28 protein-coding genes are annotated in these 17,769 nt (G+C 59.9%); 2 read left to right on the forward strand and 26 right to left on the reverse strand.

Annotated features, from left to right (window positions below; translation table 11 throughout):
• Nucleotides 1–234 precede the first annotated feature (234 nt).
• The 14 genes from ACGYK4_RS03400 to rpmC form a co-directional block, all read right to left on the reverse strand.
• Nucleotides 235–882: an adenylate kinase gene (locus ACGYK4_RS03400; RefSeq protein WP_394434160.1), complete on the reverse strand. Its 648-nt coding sequence runs from the start codon at nucleotides 880–882 to the stop codon at nucleotides 235–237.
• Nucleotides 879–2,261, reverse strand: coding sequence for a preprotein translocase subunit SecY (gene secY / locus ACGYK4_RS03405; protein ID WP_209218380.1), 1,383 nt, complete (start codon nucleotides 2,259–2,261; stop codon nucleotides 879–881). Before secY ends, ACGYK4_RS03400 begins: the two co-directional genes overlap by 4 nt.
• Nucleotides 2,262–2,380: 119 nt before the next feature.
• Nucleotides 2,381–2,863, reverse strand: coding sequence for a 50S ribosomal protein L15 (gene rplO / locus ACGYK4_RS03410; RefSeq protein WP_394455094.1), 483 nt, complete (start codon nucleotides 2,861–2,863; stop codon nucleotides 2,381–2,383).
• Nucleotides 2,864–3,490: 627 nt separating this feature from the next.
• Nucleotides 3,491–3,679 carry a 50S ribosomal protein L30 gene (gene rpmD, locus ACGYK4_RS03415; RefSeq protein WP_067267994.1) on the reverse strand — a complete coding sequence of 63 codons (189 nt, stop codon included), beginning with the start codon at nucleotides 3,677–3,679 and terminating at the stop codon, nucleotides 3,491–3,493.
• Between the two features lie 2 nt (nucleotides 3,680–3,681).
• Nucleotides 3,682–4,263, reverse strand: coding sequence for a 30S ribosomal protein S5 (rpsE, locus tag ACGYK4_RS03420; protein WP_067267992.1), 582 nt, complete (start codon nucleotides 4,261–4,263; stop codon nucleotides 3,682–3,684).
• Between the two features lie 170 nt (nucleotides 4,264–4,433).
• Nucleotides 4,434–4,793 (reverse strand): 50S ribosomal protein L18, encoded by a 360-nt coding sequence (rplR, locus tag ACGYK4_RS03425; protein WP_271692971.1) that lies wholly within the window; start codon nucleotides 4,791–4,793, stop codon nucleotides 4,434–4,436.
• Nucleotides 4,794–4,804: 11 nt separating this feature from the next.
• Nucleotides 4,805–5,338, reverse strand: a complete 534-nt coding sequence (rplF, locus tag ACGYK4_RS03430) for a 50S ribosomal protein L6 (RefSeq protein ID WP_067267988.1) — start codon at nucleotides 5,336–5,338, stop codon at nucleotides 4,805–4,807.
• A gap of 10 nt (nucleotides 5,339–5,348) precedes the next feature.
• A complete protein-coding gene (gene rpsH / locus ACGYK4_RS03435) occupies nucleotides 5,349–5,741 on the reverse strand; it encodes a 30S ribosomal protein S8 (protein ID WP_067267987.1) in 393 nt (130 codons plus the stop codon).
• Between the two features lie 12 nt (nucleotides 5,742–5,753).
• Nucleotides 5,754–6,059, reverse strand: coding sequence for a 30S ribosomal protein S14 (rpsN, locus tag ACGYK4_RS03440; RefSeq protein WP_136720403.1), 306 nt, complete (start codon nucleotides 6,057–6,059; stop codon nucleotides 5,754–5,756).
• A gap of 18 nt (nucleotides 6,060–6,077) precedes the next feature.
• Nucleotides 6,078–6,641: a 50S ribosomal protein L5 gene (rplE, locus tag ACGYK4_RS03445; protein ID WP_209218383.1), complete on the reverse strand. Its 564-nt coding sequence runs from the start codon at nucleotides 6,639–6,641 to the stop codon at nucleotides 6,078–6,080.
• Nucleotides 6,634–6,945: a 50S ribosomal protein L24 gene (gene rplX, locus ACGYK4_RS03450; RefSeq protein WP_067267981.1), complete on the reverse strand. Its 312-nt coding sequence runs from the start codon at nucleotides 6,943–6,945 to the stop codon at nucleotides 6,634–6,636. Before rplX ends, rplE begins: the two co-directional genes overlap by 8 nt.
• A 2-nt stretch (nucleotides 6,946–6,947) precedes the next feature.
• The gene (rplN, locus tag ACGYK4_RS03455; RefSeq protein WP_005621870.1) at nucleotides 6,948–7,316 is read right to left on the reverse strand and encodes a 50S ribosomal protein L14; all 369 of its coding nucleotides are present in this window, start codon (nucleotides 7,314–7,316) and stop codon (nucleotides 6,948–6,950) included.
• A gap of 63 nt (nucleotides 7,317–7,379) precedes the next feature.
• Nucleotides 7,380–7,625, reverse strand: a complete 246-nt coding sequence (rpsQ, locus tag ACGYK4_RS03460; RefSeq protein ID WP_067267977.1) for a 30S ribosomal protein S17 — start codon at nucleotides 7,623–7,625, stop codon at nucleotides 7,380–7,382.
• A 14-nt stretch (nucleotides 7,626–7,639) separates the two neighbouring features.
• Nucleotides 7,640–7,843, reverse strand: coding sequence for a 50S ribosomal protein L29 (gene rpmC, locus ACGYK4_RS03465; protein ID WP_209218384.1), 204 nt, complete (start codon nucleotides 7,841–7,843; stop codon nucleotides 7,640–7,642).
• Nucleotides 7,844–8,024: 181 nt separating this feature from the next.
• Here rpmC and ACGYK4_RS03470 point away from each other — a divergent pair, with 181 nt between their 5' ends.
• Both ACGYK4_RS03470 and ACGYK4_RS03475 read left to right on the forward strand, forming a co-directional pair.
• On the forward strand, nucleotides 8,025–8,648 hold the full coding sequence (locus tag ACGYK4_RS03470; RefSeq protein WP_394455096.1) for a TIGR02466 family protein: 624 nt from the start codon (nucleotides 8,025–8,027) through the stop codon (nucleotides 8,646–8,648).
• A gap of 111 nt (nucleotides 8,649–8,759) precedes the next feature.
• Nucleotides 8,760–9,314: a hypothetical protein gene (locus tag ACGYK4_RS03475; RefSeq protein WP_394455098.1), complete on the forward strand. Its 555-nt coding sequence runs from the start codon at nucleotides 8,760–8,762 to the stop codon at nucleotides 9,312–9,314.
• Nucleotides 9,315–9,386: 72 nt separating this feature from the next.
• Here the strand turns inward: ACGYK4_RS03475 and rplP are convergent, their stop codons facing one another.
• The 12 genes from rplP to ACGYK4_RS03535 all read right to left on the reverse strand — a co-directional run.
• The gene (gene rplP / locus ACGYK4_RS03480; protein ID WP_007118841.1) at nucleotides 9,387–9,800 is read right to left on the reverse strand and encodes a 50S ribosomal protein L16; all 414 of its coding nucleotides are present in this window, start codon (nucleotides 9,798–9,800) and stop codon (nucleotides 9,387–9,389) included.
• Nucleotides 9,801–9,813: 13 nt separating this feature from the next.
• Nucleotides 9,814–10,521, reverse strand: a complete 708-nt coding sequence (gene rpsC, locus ACGYK4_RS03485; RefSeq protein ID WP_067267970.1) for a 30S ribosomal protein S3 — start codon at nucleotides 10,519–10,521, stop codon at nucleotides 9,814–9,816.
• Nucleotides 10,521–10,901 carry a 50S ribosomal protein L22 gene (gene rplV, locus ACGYK4_RS03490; protein WP_067267968.1) on the reverse strand — a complete coding sequence of 127 codons (381 nt, stop codon included), beginning with the start codon at nucleotides 10,899–10,901 and terminating at the stop codon, nucleotides 10,521–10,523. Before rplV ends, rpsC begins: the two co-directional genes overlap by 1 nt.
• A 3-nt stretch (nucleotides 10,902–10,904) precedes the next feature.
• Nucleotides 10,905–11,183, reverse strand: coding sequence for a 30S ribosomal protein S19 (rpsS, locus tag ACGYK4_RS03495; protein WP_067267967.1), 279 nt, complete (start codon nucleotides 11,181–11,183; stop codon nucleotides 10,905–10,907).
• Nucleotides 11,184–11,186: 3 nt separating this feature from the next.
• Complete coding sequence (rplB, locus tag ACGYK4_RS03500; protein WP_067267965.1) at nucleotides 11,187–12,029, reverse strand: 50S ribosomal protein L2; 843 nt, start codon at nucleotides 12,027–12,029, stop codon at nucleotides 11,187–11,189.
• A gap of 312 nt (nucleotides 12,030–12,341) precedes the next feature.
• Nucleotides 12,342–13,484, reverse strand: a complete 1,143-nt coding sequence (locus tag ACGYK4_RS03505) for a PRC-barrel domain-containing protein (RefSeq protein WP_271688303.1) — start codon at nucleotides 13,482–13,484, stop codon at nucleotides 12,342–12,344.
• 242 nt (nucleotides 13,485–13,726) lie between these two features.
• The gene (locus ACGYK4_RS03510; protein WP_394455099.1) at nucleotides 13,727–14,758 is read right to left on the reverse strand and encodes a fatty acid desaturase; all 1,032 of its coding nucleotides are present in this window, start codon (nucleotides 14,756–14,758) and stop codon (nucleotides 13,727–13,729) included.
• A gap of 397 nt (nucleotides 14,759–15,155) precedes the next feature.
• Nucleotides 15,156–15,452 carry a 50S ribosomal protein L23 gene (locus ACGYK4_RS03515; RefSeq protein ID WP_067267962.1) on the reverse strand — a complete coding sequence of 99 codons (297 nt, stop codon included), beginning with the start codon at nucleotides 15,450–15,452 and terminating at the stop codon, nucleotides 15,156–15,158.
• Nucleotides 15,449–16,066 (reverse strand): 50S ribosomal protein L4, encoded by a 618-nt coding sequence (gene rplD, locus ACGYK4_RS03520; RefSeq protein ID WP_067267960.1) that lies wholly within the window; start codon nucleotides 16,064–16,066, stop codon nucleotides 15,449–15,451. The genes ACGYK4_RS03515 and rplD overlap by 4 nt, the downstream gene beginning before the upstream one ends.
• The gene (gene rplC, locus ACGYK4_RS03525) at nucleotides 16,063–16,941 is read right to left on the reverse strand and encodes a 50S ribosomal protein L3 (protein WP_082852159.1); all 879 of its coding nucleotides are present in this window, start codon (nucleotides 16,939–16,941) and stop codon (nucleotides 16,063–16,065) included. The genes rplD and rplC overlap by 4 nt, the downstream gene beginning before the upstream one ends.
• 18 nt (nucleotides 16,942–16,959) lie before the next feature.
• Nucleotides 16,960–17,280, reverse strand: a complete 321-nt coding sequence (gene rpsJ, locus ACGYK4_RS03530) for a 30S ribosomal protein S10 (protein ID WP_067267998.1) — start codon at nucleotides 17,278–17,280, stop codon at nucleotides 16,960–16,962.
• Nucleotides 17,281–17,652: 372 nt separating this feature from the next.
• On the reverse strand, nucleotides 17,653–17,769 hold a 117-nt coding region (locus ACGYK4_RS03535), incomplete at its 5' end, for a hypothetical protein (protein WP_394377493.1).

The following is a 17,769-nucleotide window of genomic DNA, read 5'->3' on the forward strand; positions in this document are numbered from 1 at the left end:
CGTGATTCCAGACCCTTTTTTCACAACACAAGCCCGAGGCGGTAAGACCATCGGGCTAAGGCTGATCAGGTGATCTTGCGGGGTCGGGCGGAACCCTTGCCGCAGTTTGATTCTCTTACGAGATAGGGGTGACTATGAGGTTTTGCGCAGGGCGTCAAGGCCCGCACAAAACTCTACGCTGCTCCGCCGCGCGAAGGCAAAGGACAGCGCCCCCTGCCCCGCGCGGCCGGGAAATCACTTGTCGAGAACCTGCGCGATCGCGCCGCGCACTTCTTCGATCTGGCCCAGACCGTTCACGCCGCTGAGCATGTCTTTGGCATAGTAGTAGCCGATCAGCGGAGAGGTCTGTTTGTAATAGGCCATCAGCCGGGTTTTGAGGCTTTCCTCATTGTCGTCTGCGCGGCGCTTGAACTCGGTCTCGCCGCAGTTGGTGCACTTACCATCTTCGGGGATCGGTTTGGTCAGGTCGTTATAAACCTCGCCACAGCTTGCGCAGGTGGAACGGGCGGTGATGCGCGCCACCAGCGCCTCATCGTCGACCTTCATCTCGATCACAGCGTCGAGGGTCTGGCCCTCTTGCGCCATCAAATCGGCCAGCGCATCAGCTTGCGCCAGCGTGCGGGGGAAACCGTCAAAGATGAAGCCGCCATGCTCGGCCTTGTCGGTCAACTTTTCGCGGATCAGGCCGATGACAATTTCGTCGGTGACCAGCGCGCCGCGGTCCATGACGTCAGCCACGATCTTGCCCATCTCCGTGCCGCTGTCCTTGGCTTCACGCAGCATGTCGCCGGTGGAGAGCTGAACCATGTTGCGGGTCTCGACCAGATGACGTGCTTGGGTGCCTTTGCCTGCGCCCGGAGGCCCGAGTAGGATAATATTCATCGACGTACGGGGCTCCGTTTCTTGCGTGTACCTTTGCCTTTGCCCGCGCCCTTGCCGCGCAGCTGAGACTTCTCAAGCAGACCTTCATACTGGTGCGCCAGCAGATGGCTTTGAACCTGTTGGATCGTGTCCATGGTGACCGAGACGACGATCAGCACCGATGTGCCACCAAAGTAGAAGGGAATGGCGAACTGGCCGCGCAGAATCTCGGGCAGAACACAGACCGCCGCCAGATAGGCCGACCCGAGGACAAGGATGCGGTTGACCACATACTCCAGATACTCAGCCGTGCGCTTGCCGGGACGAATGCCGGGAACAAAGCCGTTCTGGTTCTTCAGGTTGTCGGCCACATCATCAGGTTTGAAGCTGACGTTGAAGGTGTAGAAATAGGCGAAGAAGACGATCATGCCAACGAAGAACAGCAGGTAAAGCGGCTGACCGGGGCCGAAGTTCGCCAAGAGCCAAGACATCACTGGGCTGGTAGAATTGCCCGAGAAGGTGCTAACCGTGACCGGCAGCAGCAGCAGCGAGGAGGCGAAGATCGCCGGGATCACGCCCGCCGGGTTCACCTTCACCGGCAGGTGGCTGGTGCCGCCGTCGTACATCTTCATGCCGACCTGGCGGCGGGGGTATTGAATGTGGATCTTGCGCAGGGCCCGCTCCATGAAGACCACGAACATGATCGTCGCGATCACCATGACCAAGACGCCCACGATGACGGCGGGGCTGATGGCGCCCGAACGGCCCGAGGCGAAGAACTGCGCAATGGCGGCGGGAACCTCGGCGATGATGCCGACGAAGATGATGAGCGAGATGCCGTTGCCGATGCCGCGTGCGGTGATCTGCTCACCCAGCCACATCAGGAACATGGTGCCGCCCACGAGGGTAATCATACAGGCCGCGATAAAGCCGAAGCCCATCTGGCCATCGGCCACAATGTCACCGGCCTGAAGGCTCACGGCGAGGCCGTAGGACTGCAAAGTCGCCAGCGCCACGGTGCCGTAGCGTGTATACTGGTTAATCTTCTTGCGCCCCTGCTCGCCCTCTTTCTTCAGCTGTTCCAGCGCAGGCACCATGGAGGTCAGCAGCTGAACGATGATCGAGGCCGAGATATAGGGCATGATGCCCAGAGCGAAGATACCCATCCGGCCAAGCGCGCCGCCGGTGAACATCGACACCATGCCGCCGATGCCCTGGCCCGCGCTCTCCATAAAGTCACGCAGTGCGCCACCGTCGATGCCGGGAACCGGAATGAAGGTGCCAAGGCGGTAAACGATAAGCAGCCCGAGCGTGAACAGAATCCGGTTGCGCAGGTCTGTTGCCTTGCCCAATGCGGACCAGCTCGTGTTCGCGGCCATGTTTTCGACGGCAGATACCATGAGGGGTCTCTTCTTTTGTTGCGAAAACGCCGCCCGGGCCGTTTTCCGGCGGGCGGCGTTCGGGAAAACTTGAGGTTATGTAAGCGGCTGGCGCGCCGCTCACAAGCCTTAAGGCCGCTTTACTCGGATGCCTCGGCCGCCTTGGGGGCGGTCACGGTCACCTTGCCGCCTGCCTTCTCGACCGCCTCGATGGCGGACTTGGAGGCGCCAGCGACGTTCAGGTCGATCTTGGAGGTGATGTCACCCTTGGCCAGAACGCGGATACCGTCCAGTTCACGACGGACCAGACCGGAAGCGACCAGCGCCGCACCGTCAATGGTGTTGCCCGCGTCAAGCTTCTTGGCGTCGATGAATTTCTGGATCAAGCCCAGGTTCACAACAGCGAAAGACTTGCGGTTCGGCTTGTTGAAGCCGCGCTTGGGCAGACGCTGGTAGATGGGCATCTGGCCGCCTTCGTAGCCGTTGATGCTCACACCCGAGCGGGACTTCTGACCCTTGATACCACGGCCACCCATTTTACCCTTGCCAGAGCCGGGACCACGGCCAACGCGCATACGCTTCTTGGCTGCGCCTTCGTTGTCGGAAAGTTCGTGCAGTTTCATGTCGCTTCTCCTTATGCCGGAAATGGCCCCCAGCGACGGGAGTGGCCAAACGCGGCGTTGCGATTCCATTGCGACCCAACACGGGCCACCGGGGGCGTATAGGGGATGGCGGGGGGCGTGACAAGGGGGGCGTGGCGACTACCTCCAGCGCCTCCCCCCTGTCGACCTAATCCCACCGGCTAGTGGCAATGATATGGCTTTGATCCGGCATGGCAACATCGCCCCGGCGGTGAGGATTTTCTACATCCGCCCCCATGGGCGGGGCCGTCGGGGGTACTTAGTTGGCTGGTTTGCATCTGAACCGACGCGAAGGACGGCCCACCAGCCGCCACAAATATAACGGCGAGTATAGCAAAGGGTTTCATCGTTAATCCTATCCGTTTACGCCCCGAAAAAATGCGTGAGGCCATTCAACGGTAAATGTTAACGAAATATTAACAAGTGTTGAAAACGAGTGGGCGAAGGAACCGACCTCTCGAATCCCCCCAGTAAGCGGACCGAACGCGTACCAAGCGCGCCTCAGCATTCGCCTGCCAAACCCGCAAATCCCACAACGCAAAACGCCCCGCAGTTCCCTGCGAGGCGTCTTCGTAGGACGGTCCCCCGCCCTACCGCTGAACCCTAGGTTCAGCCTTTCTCTTCAACGATCTCGACCATATGCGAGACCTTGTTGATCATGCCGCGCACGGAAGGTGTATCTTCCAGCTCACGGGTGCGACCCATTTTGTTGAGGCCGAGGCCGACCAGCGTTGCGCGCTGTTTGGCGGGGCGGCGGATCGGCGAACCGACCTGCTTGATTACGAGTGTCTTGGCCATGCTTATGCCTCCTCAGCCACTTGTGCGGAGGACTCTACGTTGTCTTCACGCTTGGGCAGAATGTCAGCCACTTTCTTGCCGCGACGCTGCGCGACGGAACGGGGCGATTGCTCTTTCTTCAGACCGTCCAAAGTGGCGCGGATCATGTTGTAGGGGTTCTGCGAACCGACCGATTTGGACACAACGTCTTTCACGCCCAGCATCTCGAACACGGCACGCATCGGACCACCGGCGATGATACCGGTACCTTCAGGTGCTGTGCGCATGATGACGCGGCCTGCGCCGTGACGACCATGCATGTCGTGGTGCAGAGTGCGGCCTTCGCGCAGCTGAACGCGGATCATCTGACGCTTGGCTTGCTCGGTCGCCTTGCGGATGGCCTCGGGCACTTCTTTCGCTTTACCCTTACCAAAGCCGACGCGGCCTTTCTGATCGCCCACGACCACGAGTGCGGCGAAGCCGAAACGCTTACCACCCTTAACGGTCTTGGACACGCGGTTGATCGCGACCAGACGGTCAGCGAATTCCGGGGTCTCGTCGCGTTGGTTGCGGCGGTTGCCCCCACGGTTGTCATCTCTTGCCATCTGGCATCTTCCTTTTTCTGTGGCCTTATGCGGCCCTTAGGATCAATCCTGGTGGGCCGATGGCCCCCGGATCATCGAGAGGGCCAACCGGGCCCTCTTCGCAGGAAAGCTATGCGCGGGGCATAGCCTTCGTATGAGAGCGGGTGCGTGGTTGCCCACGCACCGCACAATCAGATCTTCAAACCGCCTTCACGCGCGGCGTCGGCCAGAGCCTTCACCTTGCCGTGGAAGAGGAAGCCGCCACGGTCGAAGTATGCTTCTTCGACGCCAGCTTTCTTGGCACGTTCGGCAATCGCGGCACCGACTTTGGTCGCTGCTTCGATGTTGTTTTTGCCAACCACGCCCAGATCCTTCTCCATGGAGGAGGCGGAGGCCAGTGTCACGCCGTTCACATCGTCGATCAGCTGGGCCGAGATGTTCTTGGACGAACGGTGTACCGACAGGCGAAGACGCCCGGCGTTGACTTTGCGGAGTTTGTTCCGAACGCGCATGCGGCGCTTCAGGAACAGCTGTCGTTTGGTATTTGCCATCAATCCGTTCCTTACTTCTTCTTGCCTTCTTTGCGGAAGATGAACTCGCCCTTATAGCGGATGCCTTTGCCCTTATAGGGCTCGGGCTTGCGCCATGCGCGGATGTTCGCGGCAACCTGACCAACGAGCTGTTCGTCGATGCCTTCCACAACGATTTCGGTCTGCTTGGGTGCCGTCACGGTCACGCCCTCGGGCGCAACGTAGTCGACATCGTGGCTCAGGCCGAGGTTCAGTTTCAGCGTGTTGCCGTTCATGGCCGCACGATAACCAACACCCTGGATTTCAAGCTCTTTCTTGAAGCCCGTGGTGACGCCGGTCACCAGGTTTTCGATCATGGTGCGGGACATGCCCCACTGCTGACGGGCGCGCTTGGACTTGCCGCGCGGTGTCACAGTGATTGCGTTGTCTTCGACCGCGAGGCTCACGTCATCAGTGGCACGGAAGCTGCGGGTGCCCTTGGGGCCCTTCACTTCGATGGTCTGACCGCTCACCTCTGCCGAGACACCCGAAGGCATAGCGACTGGTTTCTTACCGATACGAGACATTGTCTTCTCCTTAGAATACGGTGCAGAGCACTTCGCCGCCAACATTGGCAGACCGTGCAGATGCGTCCGACATCACACCTTTGGAGGTGGAGACAATCGACACGCCGAGGCCCTGACGGACGACGGGAATGTCATTGACGGCCATGTAGACGCGGCGACCGGGCTTGGAAACCCGCTTCAGCTCGCGAATAACAGGTTCGCCTTCGTAGTACTTGAGGCTGATCTCGATGGCGGGGTGGCCATCGGCGCCCGTGACTTTTTCATAGCCGCGGATGTAGCCTTCGTCGGCCAGCACGTCCAGAACCCATGCACGCAGCTTGGAGGCCGGTGTCATGACGGTGGATTTGCCGCGCAGCGAAGAGTTACGGATGCGTGTCAGCATATCTGCGATAGGATCGTTCATCTGATGCGCTCCTTACCAGCTCGACTTGACCATGCCGGGAATCTGGCCGGAAGAGCCAAGGTCCCGCAGCGCGATCCGCGAAATTTTCAGTTTACGATAGTAGGCGTGCGGGCGGCCCGTCAGCTGGCAACGGTTGTGCAGACGCACAGCAGAGCTGTTGCGCGGCAGTTTCGCCAGCTTCAGGGAAGCGCGGAAACGCTCTTCCATCGGTTTGCTTTCGTCGCTCACGATCTCTTTCAGAGCCGCGCGCTTGTCAGCGTACTTCTTAACCAGTGCTTCGCGCTTCTTCTCGCGCTCAATCATGGATTTCTTAGCCATTTCTAATCCTTCCCGCGCTTATGAATTGAAGGGCATGTTGAATGCTTTCAACAGCGCCTTGGCTTCAGCGTCGGTTTTCGCCGTGGTGGCGATCACGATGTCCATACCCCAAGTCTCGTCAACTTTGTCGAAGTCGATTTCGGGGAACACGATATGCTCTTTCAAGCCCATGGCGTAGTTGCCACGGCCGTCAAAGCTCTTGCCCGAGATGCCGCGGAAGTCGCGGATACGGGGCATTGCGATCGTGATCAGACGATCAAGGAATTCGTACATACGGTCGCCACGCAGGGTCACTTTCGCACCCAAAGGCATGTCCTCACGCACGCGGAAACCAGCGATGGATTTCTTGGCCACGGTTGTCAGAGCCTTCTGGCCTGCAATCGCAGTCAGGTCTTCCTGAGCCGATTTGGCTTTCTTGCTGTCGCGCACGGCTTCGGCACCGCAGCCGATGTTCAGAACGATCTTGTCCAGCTTGGGGATCATCATGTCGTTCTTGTAGCCGAATTCCTCTTTCAGGGCGGCGCGGATCTTCTCGCGGTATTCGGCCTGAAGGCGGGGTGTGTAGGTTGCGGTATCAAGCATCGATCACGTCCCCCGTGGTCTTGGCAAAGCGCACTTTCTTGTCGCCTTCGATTTTGAAACCCACGCGGGTGGCTTTGCCATTGGCATCCACCAGTGCGAGGTTGCTCAGGTCGATCGGCATCGCCTTGGGGATGCGGCCGCCTTGAGATGTCTGTGTCTGGCGCGTGGCGCGGATGGCGATTTTCACGCCGTCAACGATGGCCTTGTTCGACTTGGGGTCAACGGACGAGATGGTGCCCGTCTTGCCTTTGTCCTTGCCGGACAGGACGATGACCTTGTCACCTTTGCGAAGTTTAGCAGCCATGATTACAGCACCTCCGGAGCGAGCGAGATGATTTTCATGAAGTTCTTCGCGCGCAGCTCACGAACGACCGGCCCGAAGATACGGGTGCCGACGGGTTCGTTGTTGTTATTCAGGATAACAGCGGCGTTGCGGTCGAAGCGGATGGCGGTGCCATCTTCACGACGAACTTCTTTGGCGGTGCGAACGACGACGGCCTTGCGGACGTCGCCCTTTTTCACACGACCACGTGGGATGGCTTCCTTGACCGACACGACGATGATGTCGCCGACGGACGCGTATTTACGCTTGGAACCACCCAGGACCTTGATGCACTGAACACGGCGCGCGCCGCTGTTGTCAGCAACATCCAGGTTGGTCTGCATCTGGATCATTTGGTTTCTCCCGACCTTCTGGGGGGCGATGCGGCCCTCATCCCAGGGTTTCGTTTAAGGGGCTCAGGCCTCGGCTTTGTCCGAAGTCAGAACTTCCCAACGTTTGGTTTTCGACTTGGGGGCACATTCGATGATGCGCACAGTGTCGCCCACCTTGAACGTGTTGTTCTCATCGTGAGCCCGGTACTTTTTGGACTTACGGATGGTCTTTTTCAGAACCGGATGCGTAAAGCGGCGCTCTACGGAAACGGAAACTGTTTGTGCGTTGGCGTCCGATGTCACGGTGCCTGTAAGGATACGCTTGGGCATGTTTCAGGCTCCTATTATTCGGCTGCCGCAGCAGCGGCTTTCTGGTTCAGCACGGTGTGGACACGGGCCACGTCACGCTTAACAGTCTTCAGACGTGCGGAGTTCTCCAGCTGGCCGGTGGCCTGCTGGAAACGCAAGTTGAAGGATTCTTTTTTCAGGTTCACAAGTTCGTCGCGGAGCTGGTCCGGCGTCTTGTCGTGCAGTTCGCTGGCTTTCACGGCCTCTTCCTTTCAACATCACCAGTAGGCCCCTGTCAGGGTGACCATGATTCTGGTGGAGTTCATGATGAAAGGTGCCAATACGCGTTGAGGTCGCACATGGCAACCCCCGTTGGCCCGCATCTGCGCTTTTGGCGCAAATAGGCTGGCGATGGGTGTATGTTCGGCGTAAGGAGGTTCCATGTCAAACATCAAATCGCTTTTCGCCACCCGCCTCTATCACGCCGCCTTGTCGGACCACGGCAAGCCCATCGACACCGATGAACTGGCCGCCTCCTGCTTCTCGATAGCCGAGGATGATGAGGCCGGTCAGGACTGGTGCGAGGAGAATGGCTATGCGGGCTACACCTCTTATGCCTCGCTGGATGACCTGCCCTACCGCTTTCCGATCTTCGCGGATCTGAAGAAGGTGCTGGACGCACATGTTGCGGCCTTTGTCGAGGATCTGCAGTTCGATCTGGGTGACCGCAAGTTGGTGCTCGACTCGCTTTGGCTGAACATCCTGCCTGAGGGCGGCATCCACACCTCGCATATCCACCCGCATTCGGTGATTTCAGGCACGACCTATGTGACCATGCCCGAGGGCGCCAGCGCGATCCGTTTCGAAGACCCGCGCCTGCCGATGATGATGGCCGCGCCGGGCCGGGCGAAGGACGCGCGCGAGGAACTGCGGCCCTTCATCTATGTGGCACCCAACGCGGGCGACGTGCTGCTGTGGGAAAGCTGGCTGCGGCACGAGGTGCCGATGAACATGATCGAGGAAGATCGGGTGTCGGTCAGTTTTAACTACAACTGGGAGAGCTGAGGTTCGGCACCTGCGGCCTGAGTCCGGGCCGGGGTGGCCATGACATGCTTCTTGCCCTGATGGAAAACTTGCCCGACAGTTGATCGCATTTAAAAGGTCATTCGCGTCGCCATGTTTCTCCGCATCCCTCTCCTCGCCTCTGCCGCCGCCACGGCTGCTGCTTTCATAAACCCTGCATTCCGCGACCTTCTGCTCATTGCGCTGCCCTGCGCCTTCGCCAGCGCGATCCTCCTACTGCGGTCGCTCCGCCGAGGGCGAAAAGACTGGGTCTTCGTCGACGGCTCCAACGTCATGTTCTGGAAAACCGGAGCACCTGACATCCGCGCCGTGCGCGAGGTGGTGGACGCACTCCGCGCGCGCGGACAATCCCCTTGCGTGGTCTTCGACGCCAACGCGGGATACCGCCTCATTGGCCGGTACCAACACGACAAGGCGCTGAGCGACCAACTCGACCTGCCCGCAAGCCGCGTGATGGTCGTCCCGAAAGGCACGCCCGCCGACCCCTACATTTTGAAAGCGGCCCGCGATCACCGCGGCCGGATCGTCAGCCGGGACCAGTTCCGGGATTGGAGCGAGGCCCACCCCGAGATCGGCACCCCGGGCCATCTGGTGAAAGGCGGCTACCGGGGCGGGAAACTCTGGCTCGCACTGGACCGCGAAGACTGACAAAGCAAAACCCCCGCCGATCGCTCGACGGGGGTTTCTTTTCTCTCAGCCGCCCCTTGCGGGGCTACGGGCTTACCAGTCCTCGCGGACCACAACCCGGGTCTTGATCGGCAGCTTCATCGCTGCCAGACGCAGGGCTTCGCGCGCCACGTCTTCGCCGACACCGTCGATCTCGAACATGATGCGGCCCGGCTTGACCTTGGCGGCCCAGAAGTCAACGGAACCTTTACCTTTACCCATACGAACTTCGACGGGCTTGGAGGTGACCGGAACGTCCGGGAAGATGCGGATCCAGACACGGCCCTGACGCTTCATATGACGCGTCATGGCGCGGCGTGCCGCTTCGATTTGACGGGCTGTAACCCGCTCCGGCTGCAGCGCCTTCAGGCCGTAGGTGCCGAAGTTCAGGTCAGACCCGCCCTTCGCCAGACCCTTGATCGAGCCTTTGAACTGCTTGCGGAATTTAGTACGCTTTGGTTGAAGCATTTCTCATTCCCCCTTAGCGACGACCGCCGGCACCGCGAGGTGCTGGGCCGTCTTGGAGTTCCTGTGCCTTGCGGTCACGCGCGGCGGGGTCATGTTCCATGATCTCGCCTTTGAAGATCCAGGTTTTGATCCCGATGATGCCGTAGGCGGTGGACGCCTCGACATGCGCGTAATCGATGTCGGCACGCAATGTGTGCAGCGGCACGCGACCTTCGCGGTACCATTCGGTACGCGCGATCTCGGCACCACCCAGACGACCCGCGAGGTTCACGCGGATGCCCAGTGCGCCCATGCGCATGGCGTTCTGCACGGCACGTTTCATGGCGCGGCGGAAAGACACCCGGCGCTCCAGCTGCTGTGCAATGCTCTCACCAACCAGATGTGCGTCCAGCTCGGGCTTGCGGACCTCAACGATGTTGAGGTGCAGTTCCGAGTTTGTCATCTTGGCAATCTTCTGGCGCAGCGTCTCGATGTCCGCGCCTTTCTTGCCGATGATGACACCGGGGCGTGCTGTGTGGATCGTGACGCGGCACTTCTTGTGCGGACGTTCGATGATCACACGGGCAACACCGGCCTGATGGCACTCTTTCTTGATGAAGTCGCGGATTGCGAGGTCTTCGAGCAGAAGATCACCGTAATCCTTGGTGTCGGCGTACCAGCGGCTGTCCCAGGTGCGGTTCACCTGAAGGCGCATACCGATCGGATTGACTTTGTTACCCATCAGGCTTGCTCCTCAACTTGACGCACTTTGATCGTGATCTCGGCAAACGGCTTGATGATCTTGCCGAACCGGCCACGGGCCCGCGGGCGACCGCGCTTCATGGTCAGGTTCTTGCCGACATAGGCCTCGGCCACGATCAGCTCATCGACGTCCAGGTTGTGGTTGTTTTCCGCGTTGGCGATGGCGGACTGAAGGCATTTCTTCACGTCCTGCGCGACCCGCTTCTTGGAGAAGGTCAGGTCGGTCAGCGCCTTGTCCACGGACTTGCCACGGATGAGGGCAGCAACCAGGTTCAGTTTCTGCGGGCTCGTACGAAGCATGCGCAGCTTTGCCATTGCTTCGTTGTCTGCCACGCGGCGGGGATTCTTATCCTTGCTCATGGCTTATTTCCGCTTCGCTTTTTTGTCGGCGGCATGACCGTAGTAGGTGCGAGTCGGGGAGTATTCACCGAACTTCTGACCGATCATTTCTTCGCTGACGTTGACAGGAATGTGCTTGTGACCGTTGTAGACGCCGAACGTCAGGCCCACGAACTGGGGCAGGATCGTGCTGCGGCGCGACCAGATCTTGATCACTTCGTTACGGCCGCCCTCGCGGGAAGCCTCTGCCTTTTTGAGGACATAAGAGTCAACAAAAGGACCTTTCCATACTGAACGAGCCATTGATTAACGCCCCTTCTTCTTGGCGTGACGCGAGCGGATGATAAGCTTGCTGGACGCTTTGTTCTTGTTGCGGGTCTTGGCACCCTTCGTCGGCTTACCCCAAGGAGTAACCGGGTGACGACCACCAGAGGTCCGGCCTTCACCACCGCCGTGCGGGTGGTCGATCGGGTTCATCACCACACCGCGCACAGAGGGACGGATGCCCTTGTGACGCATGCGGCCCGCTTTACCGTAGTTCTGGTTGGAGTTGTCGGGGTTGCTGACGGCACCAACGGTGGCCATGCATTCCTGACGCACGAGACGCAGCTCGCCGGAGCTCAGACGGATCTGAGCGTAGCCACCGTCACGACCCACGAACTGGGCGTAGGTGCCGGCGGCACGGGCGATCTGACCGCCTTTGCCGGGCTTCATCTCGATGTTGTGGACGATCGTACCGATCGGCATGCCCGAGAAAGGCATCGCGTTGCCGGGCTTGATGTCCACTTTGGCGCCGGCGATGATCTTGTCGCCAATGGCCAAACGCTGCGGGGCCAGGATGTAGGCCTGCTCGCCGTCTTCGTACTGGATCAGTGCGATGAAGGCTGTGCGGTTGGGGTCATATTCGATCCGCGCGACAACAGCGGACATGTCCAGCTTGTTACGCTTGAAATCAACGATACGGTAGAGGCGCTTTGCACCACCACCTGTACGACGCATTGTGATTCGTCCGGTGTTGTTCCGGCCACCGGATTTGGTCAGACCCTGAGTAAGGGCTTTGACCGGGCGGCCTTTCCACAGCTCCGAACGGTCGATCAGTACCAGTCCACGCTGGCCTGGCGTCGTCGGTTTGTACGACTTGAGTGCCATGTTCTCTGTCTTCCGTTTGCTAGGCACGCTCGCACCGAGGTGAAAGCGCGTTGGTTATAGGGCCCCGAAGGTCCCCTGTGGGAGTGGTGGATGGGTTTAAATCTCTTGCGAGGCAGGCATCCCAACCACCGGGATCGTTCAAATAGCCAAACCCCGGACGAATCCGGGGTCTGAGCCGATGTGGCGACCTAACAGGTTCGCAACAGCCCGTCCAGTGGGCATGGCGAAAATCCTCTCCCCTGCCCCGCACAAAAGAAAAGAAGGCGCCGAAGCGCCTTCTTCTATTGGTTTAGCAGTTACCCAAGGTGGGTATTAGTCAAGGCCAACGCTCTCGGCCAGACGCATACCGGGGTCGAGGATTTCAACTTCGGCTTCGTTGAATTCCGGCATGCTTTCCAGACGCTCTTCGGTCACGCCGGGGACGATGACTTCGTCTTCACGCATGATCAGCTTCTCAACCGGAATGGCGACTTCGTTTTCGCCCATACCAAGGAAACCACCAACGCCGATGATCGCAACAACGGTGTCACCACGGACGCCGATGAAGTCGATTTCGCCAACGTCTTCACCGGTCTCGGTTGCAACGCTGCGGCCAGTCAGTTCTTCGGCGGTCAGGTTGAAGATCGGCAGACGCTGCACGTTCTCCTGATAGCGGGCACGGTCTTCTTCGGCCATATTGCCCTGCTCGTCAGCGTTGAAGTCTTCCATCAACACGCGCGCTTGCTCTTGCTCGACGTCGATCTCGGCGCCCTCGGCACCTTCAACGTTAACCTGCGGTGCTTCGGCTTCTTCGACGACGACATTCGCGTCTTCGCCCTGCTGCACGTTCACGTTGGCTTCTTGCTGCTCAACGTCGACGCGGGCTTCTTCGGATTCGGCCACGTTCACATCGGCTTCGGCCTGCTCAACGGTCACGCGCGGCTCGGCTTCTTCGATGGTGACTTTCGGCTCGGGGCGCACGAACTTCACGACGGGTTCGGGCTGCTCAAGATCAACGATCGGCTCGCCGGTGTCCACGTCAACCTGCGGCTTCGGCACCTGAACGGTCACGACCGGCTCGGGGATGCGCACGGTGACCTGCGGCTGTGCCTGCTCTACCGTGATGATTGGGGCCTGCTGCTGCACGCGAACGGTCGGCTCGGGAACGGCGACGTTCACTTCGGGCTGGCCCTGCTCAACGGTCACAACGGGCGCGTCCTGCGAGACATTCACATCGGGCTCGGGAACGGTCACGTCAACTTCGGCGTCTTCCTGCTCGACAACCACTTGGCCGCCAGCAACATTCGCGGTCGCGGCTGCGCCACCTTCGACTTCGGCTTCCATCTCGGCTTCGACTTCGGCATTGCGCTCGATGGTCTCTTCGACGTTCTCTGTCGCATCCTGCGCCAGAACCGGAGCGGCCGCAAAAAGGGCAACGGCGGATACGCCAGCCATGAGTGTTTTGGTATAGATCATTAGGTCTCTCCCGTGTTCGTTTACGATAAATGAGGCGCGCAGCACCCCGTCTTCCACGGTGAGACAACCGGCAGCTTTCTGCTCTGTTCCGAATAAATTGATGGCTTTTTTTCGGAACTTTTCCGGGGTCGCCGCATGATTGAACGCGCAGCCGAGAGGATCCCGCAAAGGTAATGACAGCCCTCCAAATGCAAAGACCCCCGCCAAAGCGGGGGCCTAGATCATAGCCAAATCCTGCTTCTTCAGGCGACCCGGCGCGCCTGCGCGAAGGACAACAGGCGCTTGCTTTTCTCATCCCACAGATGCAGCCGCGCGTTGGCGAGGCTCTCGCGGATCGTCATCCGGTTCCCCTCCGCCAAGGCGACATGATCGCGCAGCACTTCCGGCAGGCGATAGAAGGGAATGCGGCTGTAGAGGTGGTGCACATGGTGAATGCCGATATTGGCGCTCAGCCACTGCAGCGGGCGCGGCAGGATGTAATGCGAAGAGCCGTGAAAAGCCGCATCATGCAGGTCCCAAGCGTCGTTCTCCTCCCAATGGGTCGTCTCGAACTGGTGCTGCACATAGAACAACCACATGCCCGCCGTGGCCGCCAGAAGGGTGCTGGGCACGAAGATCAGCAGAATGGGCATGATCCCCCCGAAGCAGAAGATCACCGCAAGTGCTACGAGGATCGTCAGGTTGGTGCCCATCGCGCTCAGCCAATAGCGTGTCTGCGCCATCAGCCCCAGCGGGACGCGGTTCTGCACGAAAAACAGATAGCTCGGCCCAAGACCGAAGAGCACGATCGGATTGCGGTAGAGGCGATAGTGCAAACGCCCGAACAGCCCGAGCTCGCGATACTCCGCCACGGTGAGTGTATGGATGTCGCCGATTCCGCGACGGCCAAGGTTCCCGGCCGAGGAATGGTGGATCGAATGGGTCCGTCGCCAGACATCATAGGGCGTCAGCGTCAGCACCCCCAACACGCGGCCCACCCAATCGCTTGTGCGACGGCTGCTGAAAAAGGCCGCATGGCCGCAGTCGTGTTGGATCGCGAAGAGCCGCAGCAAGAAGCCCGCGTTCATCAGCGAGATCGCAAGGGCCAACCAGCCGCTGATCGAGAGCGCCCACCAAGCCAGCGCCCAAAGGAGGATGAAGGGGCCGAGCGTGATCGCCAGTTCAAAACTGCTGCGCCAAGTGCTCGGCTCGCGGTAACGGGCCAGCACGCGCACCCAGTCGCGCGCGTTCGACACGTCCACAGACGCGCCGGAGGTAGATTTTTCGTGGGACATGGACCTGCTTTTTGTCGTTATCCGAAGTCTTGTAGAGGAAAGCACGCCGCAAGCAACGCCCGCGTCACCCTTTGCCGTTACGTCGCGGCATTTAGGCTGGAAACAGCCTCCTTTGGGGGAGGGTTGAGCCTGCGGCTAGTCCATGGCCGGTGTGGCATTCATGGTCCGAGGGCCAGCGCCTGCCCGCGGGTCGGCGATCTGATGGACCTTGGTGCCACTTTATGGTTCAACCGAGATGTGCTTTTGCGAGGTCACGTCCAGCCTCACCAAATCGCCTACCCGTCCGGGGGAGCAGGCGATGGCCCGGCGCCTGCGGCTTGTCCCGGGCCCCGGCGCATCCCCGAAACGAAAAAGGCCCCCGCAATGCGGAGGCCTCTTCCAAATGTCTAACCGGCAATCAGAGCCCGGTGGAGACGTCGATCGTGTTGCCCTCTTCGAGCGTCACATAAGCCTTTTTCACGTCTTTGCGGCGGCCCATCTGGCCCCGGAAACGCTTGACCTTGCCTTTGGTGATGGTCGTGTTCACGGCCTTCACCTTGACGTTGAAGAGCGCCTCGACGGCCTCTTTGATCATCGGCTTGTTGCTGTCGATCGCGACTTCAAAGACGACGGCGTTCTGTTCGGACGCCATGGTTGCCTTCTCGGTGATGACCGGCTTGCGGATCACGTCGTAGTGTTGATGCTTGGCGCTCATTTCAGGCGTGCCTCCAATGCTTCGATCCCCGCTTTGGTGATCACCAGGGTGTCACGCTTGAGGATGTCATAGACGTTTGCGCCCATCGACGGCAGGATGTCCAACCCATCGATGTTGCGCGCGGCCTGTGCGAAGTTCTCGTTGACCGAAGCGCCATCGATGACCAGCGCGCGTTTCCAGCCCAGGTTCGAGACCTGCTTGGCCAGAGCGGCGGTTTTGCCCTCGGAAGTTGCTTCGTCGATGATGACCAGCGAACCGGCTTTTGCTTTGGCGGACAGCGCGTGGCGCAGGCCCAGCTTGCGGAACTTCTTGGTCAGCTCGTGGCCGTGGCTGCGCGGGGTCGGACCTTTGTAGATACCACCCTTGCGGAAGATCGGCGCATTGCGGTCACCGTGGCGTGCGCCGCCGGTGCCCTTCTGGCGATAGATCTTCTTGGTCGAGTAGCTGGTCTCGGACCGGGTCTTGACCTTGTGCGTACCCTGCTGCGCGTTGTTACGCTGCCAGCGCACGACGCGGTGCAGGATATCGGCACGCGGCTCCAGGCCGAACAGGGCTTCGTCCAGGTCTACGGACCCGGCTTTGCCACCGTCGAGTTTGATGACATCGAGTTTCATGCGTCACCTTCTTTCTTGTCAGCGTCGGCATCGGAATTGTCGGCATCCGAACCTTCAGCTGCGATTTCGGCTTCTGCGGCTTTCAGCGCTTCAGCTTCCTGTGCGGCTTGCTCTTCGGCCAAACGCTTGGCTTCGGCTTCTGCCTCTGCGGCGGCTGCGGCGGCGGCCTCTTCGGCAGCTTTCGCGGCTTCGTCAGCGGCGGATTTCAGAGCGGCGGGCAGGATCGCGTCTTCCGGAAACGGCTTTTTGACCGCATCCTTGACGGTGACCCAGCCACCCTTGGAGCCGGGAACGGCGCCTTTGACCATGATCAGGCCACGCGCGCTGTCGGTCTTGACGACTTCAAGGTTCTGCGTGGTGACACGGGCAGCACCCATGTGACCGGCCATTTTCTTACCTTTGAAAACCTTGCCGGGATCCTGACACTGGCCTGTGGAGCCGTGCGAACGGTGAGAGATCGACACACCGTGCGAGGCGCGCAGACCGCCGAAGTTGTGACGCTTCATCGCACCGGCAAAACCTTTACCGATGGATGTGCCCGCAACGTCGACATACTGACCGGCGAAGTAATGGTCAGCGGTGATTTCCTCACCCACGTTGATCATCGCGTCTGCGTCGACGCGGAACTCGGCTAGCTTGCGCTTGGGTTCCACTTTCGCCGCGGCGAAGTGACCACGCATGGCTTGGCTTGTACGTTTGGCTTTCGCCGAACCGGCACCGAGCTGAACGGCGGTGTAGCCGTCACGGTCCGCGGTGCGCTGTGCGACAACCTGAAGCTTGTCCAACTGAAGAACGGTCACAGGAATCTGCTTGCCGTCTTCCATGAACAGCCGGGTCATGCCGACTTTTTTTGCAATAACGCCTGAGCGCAACATATGATTACCCTCCCGGCTTTACGATTGCAGCTTGATCTCGACGTCCACGCCAGCGGCGAGGTCGAGCTTCATCAGCGCGTCCACGGTCTGGGGGGTTGGATCGATGATATCCAGCAGACGCTTGTGCGTGCGGATTTCAAACTGGTCACGGGATTTCTTGTCGACGTGGGGACCACGAAGAACGGTGAATTTCTCGATCTTGTTCGGCAGCGGAATGGGACCGCGAACCGAAGCGCCTGTGCGCTTGGCGGTGCTGACGATTTCCTGAGTGGAGGCATCGAGCACCCGGTAGTCAAACGCCTTCAGGCGAATGCGGATGTTCTGGCTTTGAACGGCCATATGCATATCCCTTGTTTTGGGATTCTAACGGATTGGAGGAAGCAGGCTCATCCGACCCCCTCTTCGCGCCTTGGTAATAAATCAAACGGGGCGCGTCTAACGCACCCCGGTTCGATGCGCGTCCTATAGGGGGAATCAAAGCAAGTGGCAAGAGGGTTCTAAAAACCCCCGTGTTTTTAGAACCCGTGCGCAAAGTCATGCCGGACACGGCGTGACCGCGCACCCCGTCAGCGTTCAATCACAACCGGAAAACGCGCCGCCCCCTCCGTATCAGGCGCACTCCGTACCCCCTCCCGCCAACGCAAAAGGCCGCAGCAAACGCTGCGGCCTTTCGATTCCTTCAGACGTCAGGCTTGAGAGCCCGATCCAAAATCACTCAGTGATTTTGGAAACGACGCCCGCGCCAACAGTCCGGCCACCTTCGCGGATCGCGAAGCGCAGGCCGTTTTCCATGGCGATCGGTGCGATCAGCTCAACGCCGAAGGACAC

Origin of the sequence: Sulfitobacter sp. 1A13368 (genome assembly GCF_043557275.1) — a bacterium.
Lineage (GTDB): Bacteria > Pseudomonadota > Alphaproteobacteria > Rhodobacterales > Rhodobacteraceae > Sulfitobacter > Sulfitobacter faviae.

Excerpts from the sequence above, each read along its gene's own strand:
- ACGYK4_RS03400 (WP_394434160.1), bottom strand. The coding sequence starts at position 882 with ATGAATATTATCCTACTCGGGCCTCCGGGCGCAGGCAAAGGCACCCAA.
- secY (WP_209218380.1), bottom strand. The coding sequence starts at position 2,261 with ATGGTATCTGCCGTCGAAAACATGGCCGCGAACACGAGCTGGTCCGCA.
- rplO (WP_394455094.1), bottom strand. The coding sequence starts at position 2,863 with ATGAAACTGCACGAACTTTCCGACAACGAAGGCGCAGCCAAGAAGCGT.
- rpmD (WP_067267994.1), bottom strand. The coding sequence starts at position 3,679 with ATGGCCAAGACACTCGTAATCAAGCAGGTCGGTTCGCCGATCCGCCGC.
- rpsE (WP_067267992.1), bottom strand. The coding sequence starts at position 4,263 with ATGGCAAGAGATGACAACCGTGGGGGCAACCGCCGCAACCAACGCGAC.
- rplR (WP_271692971.1), bottom strand. The coding sequence starts at position 4,793 with ATGGCAAATACCAAACGACAGCTGTTCCTGAAGCGCCGCATGCGCGTT.
- rplF (WP_067267988.1), bottom strand. The coding sequence starts at position 5,338 with ATGTCTCGTATCGGTAAGAAACCAGTCGCTATGCCTTCGGGTGTCTCG.
- rpsH (WP_067267987.1), bottom strand. The coding sequence starts at position 5,741 with ATGAACGATCCTATCGCAGATATGCTGACACGCATCCGTAACTCTTCG.
- rpsN (WP_136720403.1), bottom strand. The coding sequence starts at position 6,059 with ATGGCTAAGAAATCCATGATTGAGCGCGAGAAGAAGCGCGAAGCACTG.
- rplE (WP_209218383.1), bottom strand. The coding sequence starts at position 6,641 with ATGCTTGATACCGCAACCTACACACCCCGCCTTCAGGCCGAATACCGC.
- rplX (WP_067267981.1), bottom strand. The coding sequence starts at position 6,945 with ATGGCTGCTAAACTTCGCAAAGGTGACAAGGTCATCGTCCTGTCCGGC.
- rplN (WP_005621870.1), bottom strand. The coding sequence starts at position 7,316 with ATGATCCAGATGCAGACCAACCTGGATGTTGCTGACAACAGCGGCGCG.
- rpsQ (WP_067267977.1), bottom strand. The coding sequence starts at position 7,625 with ATGCCCAAGCGTATCCTTACAGGCACCGTGACATCGGACGCCAACGCA.
- ACGYK4_RS03470 (WP_394455096.1), top strand. The coding sequence starts at position 8,025 with ATGTCAAACATCAAATCGCTTTTCGCCACCCGCCTCTATCACGCCGCC.
- ACGYK4_RS03475 (WP_394455098.1), top strand. The coding sequence starts at position 8,760 with ATGTTTCTCCGCATCCCTCTCCTCGCCTCTGCCGCCGCCACGGCTGCT.
- rplP (WP_007118841.1), bottom strand. The coding sequence starts at position 9,800 with ATGCTTCAACCAAAGCGTACTAAATTCCGCAAGCAGTTCAAAGGCTCG.
- rpsC (WP_067267970.1), bottom strand. The coding sequence starts at position 10,521 with ATGGGTAACAAAGTCAATCCGATCGGTATGCGCCTTCAGGTGAACCGC.
- rplV (WP_067267968.1), bottom strand. The coding sequence starts at position 10,901 with ATGAGCAAGGATAAGAATCCCCGCCGCGTGGCAGACAACGAAGCAATG.
- rpsS (WP_067267967.1), bottom strand. The coding sequence starts at position 11,183 with ATGGCTCGTTCAGTATGGAAAGGTCCTTTTGTTGACTCTTATGTCCTC.
- rplB (WP_067267965.1), bottom strand. The coding sequence starts at position 12,029 with ATGGCACTCAAGTCGTACAAACCGACGACGCCAGGCCAGCGTGGACTG.
- ACGYK4_RS03505 (WP_271688303.1), bottom strand. The coding sequence starts at position 13,484 with ATGATCTATACCAAAACACTCATGGCTGGCGTATCCGCCGTTGCCCTT.
- ACGYK4_RS03510 (WP_394455099.1), bottom strand. The coding sequence starts at position 14,758 with ATGTCCCACGAAAAATCTACCTCCGGCGCGTCTGTGGACGTGTCGAAC.
- ACGYK4_RS03515 (WP_067267962.1), bottom strand. The coding sequence starts at position 15,452 with ATGAGCGCCAAGCATCAACACTACGACGTGATCCGCAAGCCGGTCATC.
- rplD (WP_067267960.1), bottom strand. The coding sequence starts at position 16,066 with ATGAAACTCGATGTCATCAAACTCGACGGTGGCAAAGCCGGGTCCGTA.
- rplC (WP_082852159.1), bottom strand. The coding sequence starts at position 16,941 with ATGTTGCGCTCAGGCGTTATTGCAAAAAAAGTCGGCATGACCCGGCTG.
- rpsJ (WP_067267998.1), bottom strand. The coding sequence starts at position 17,280 with ATGGCCGTTCAAAGCCAGAACATCCGCATTCGCCTGAAGGCGTTTGAC.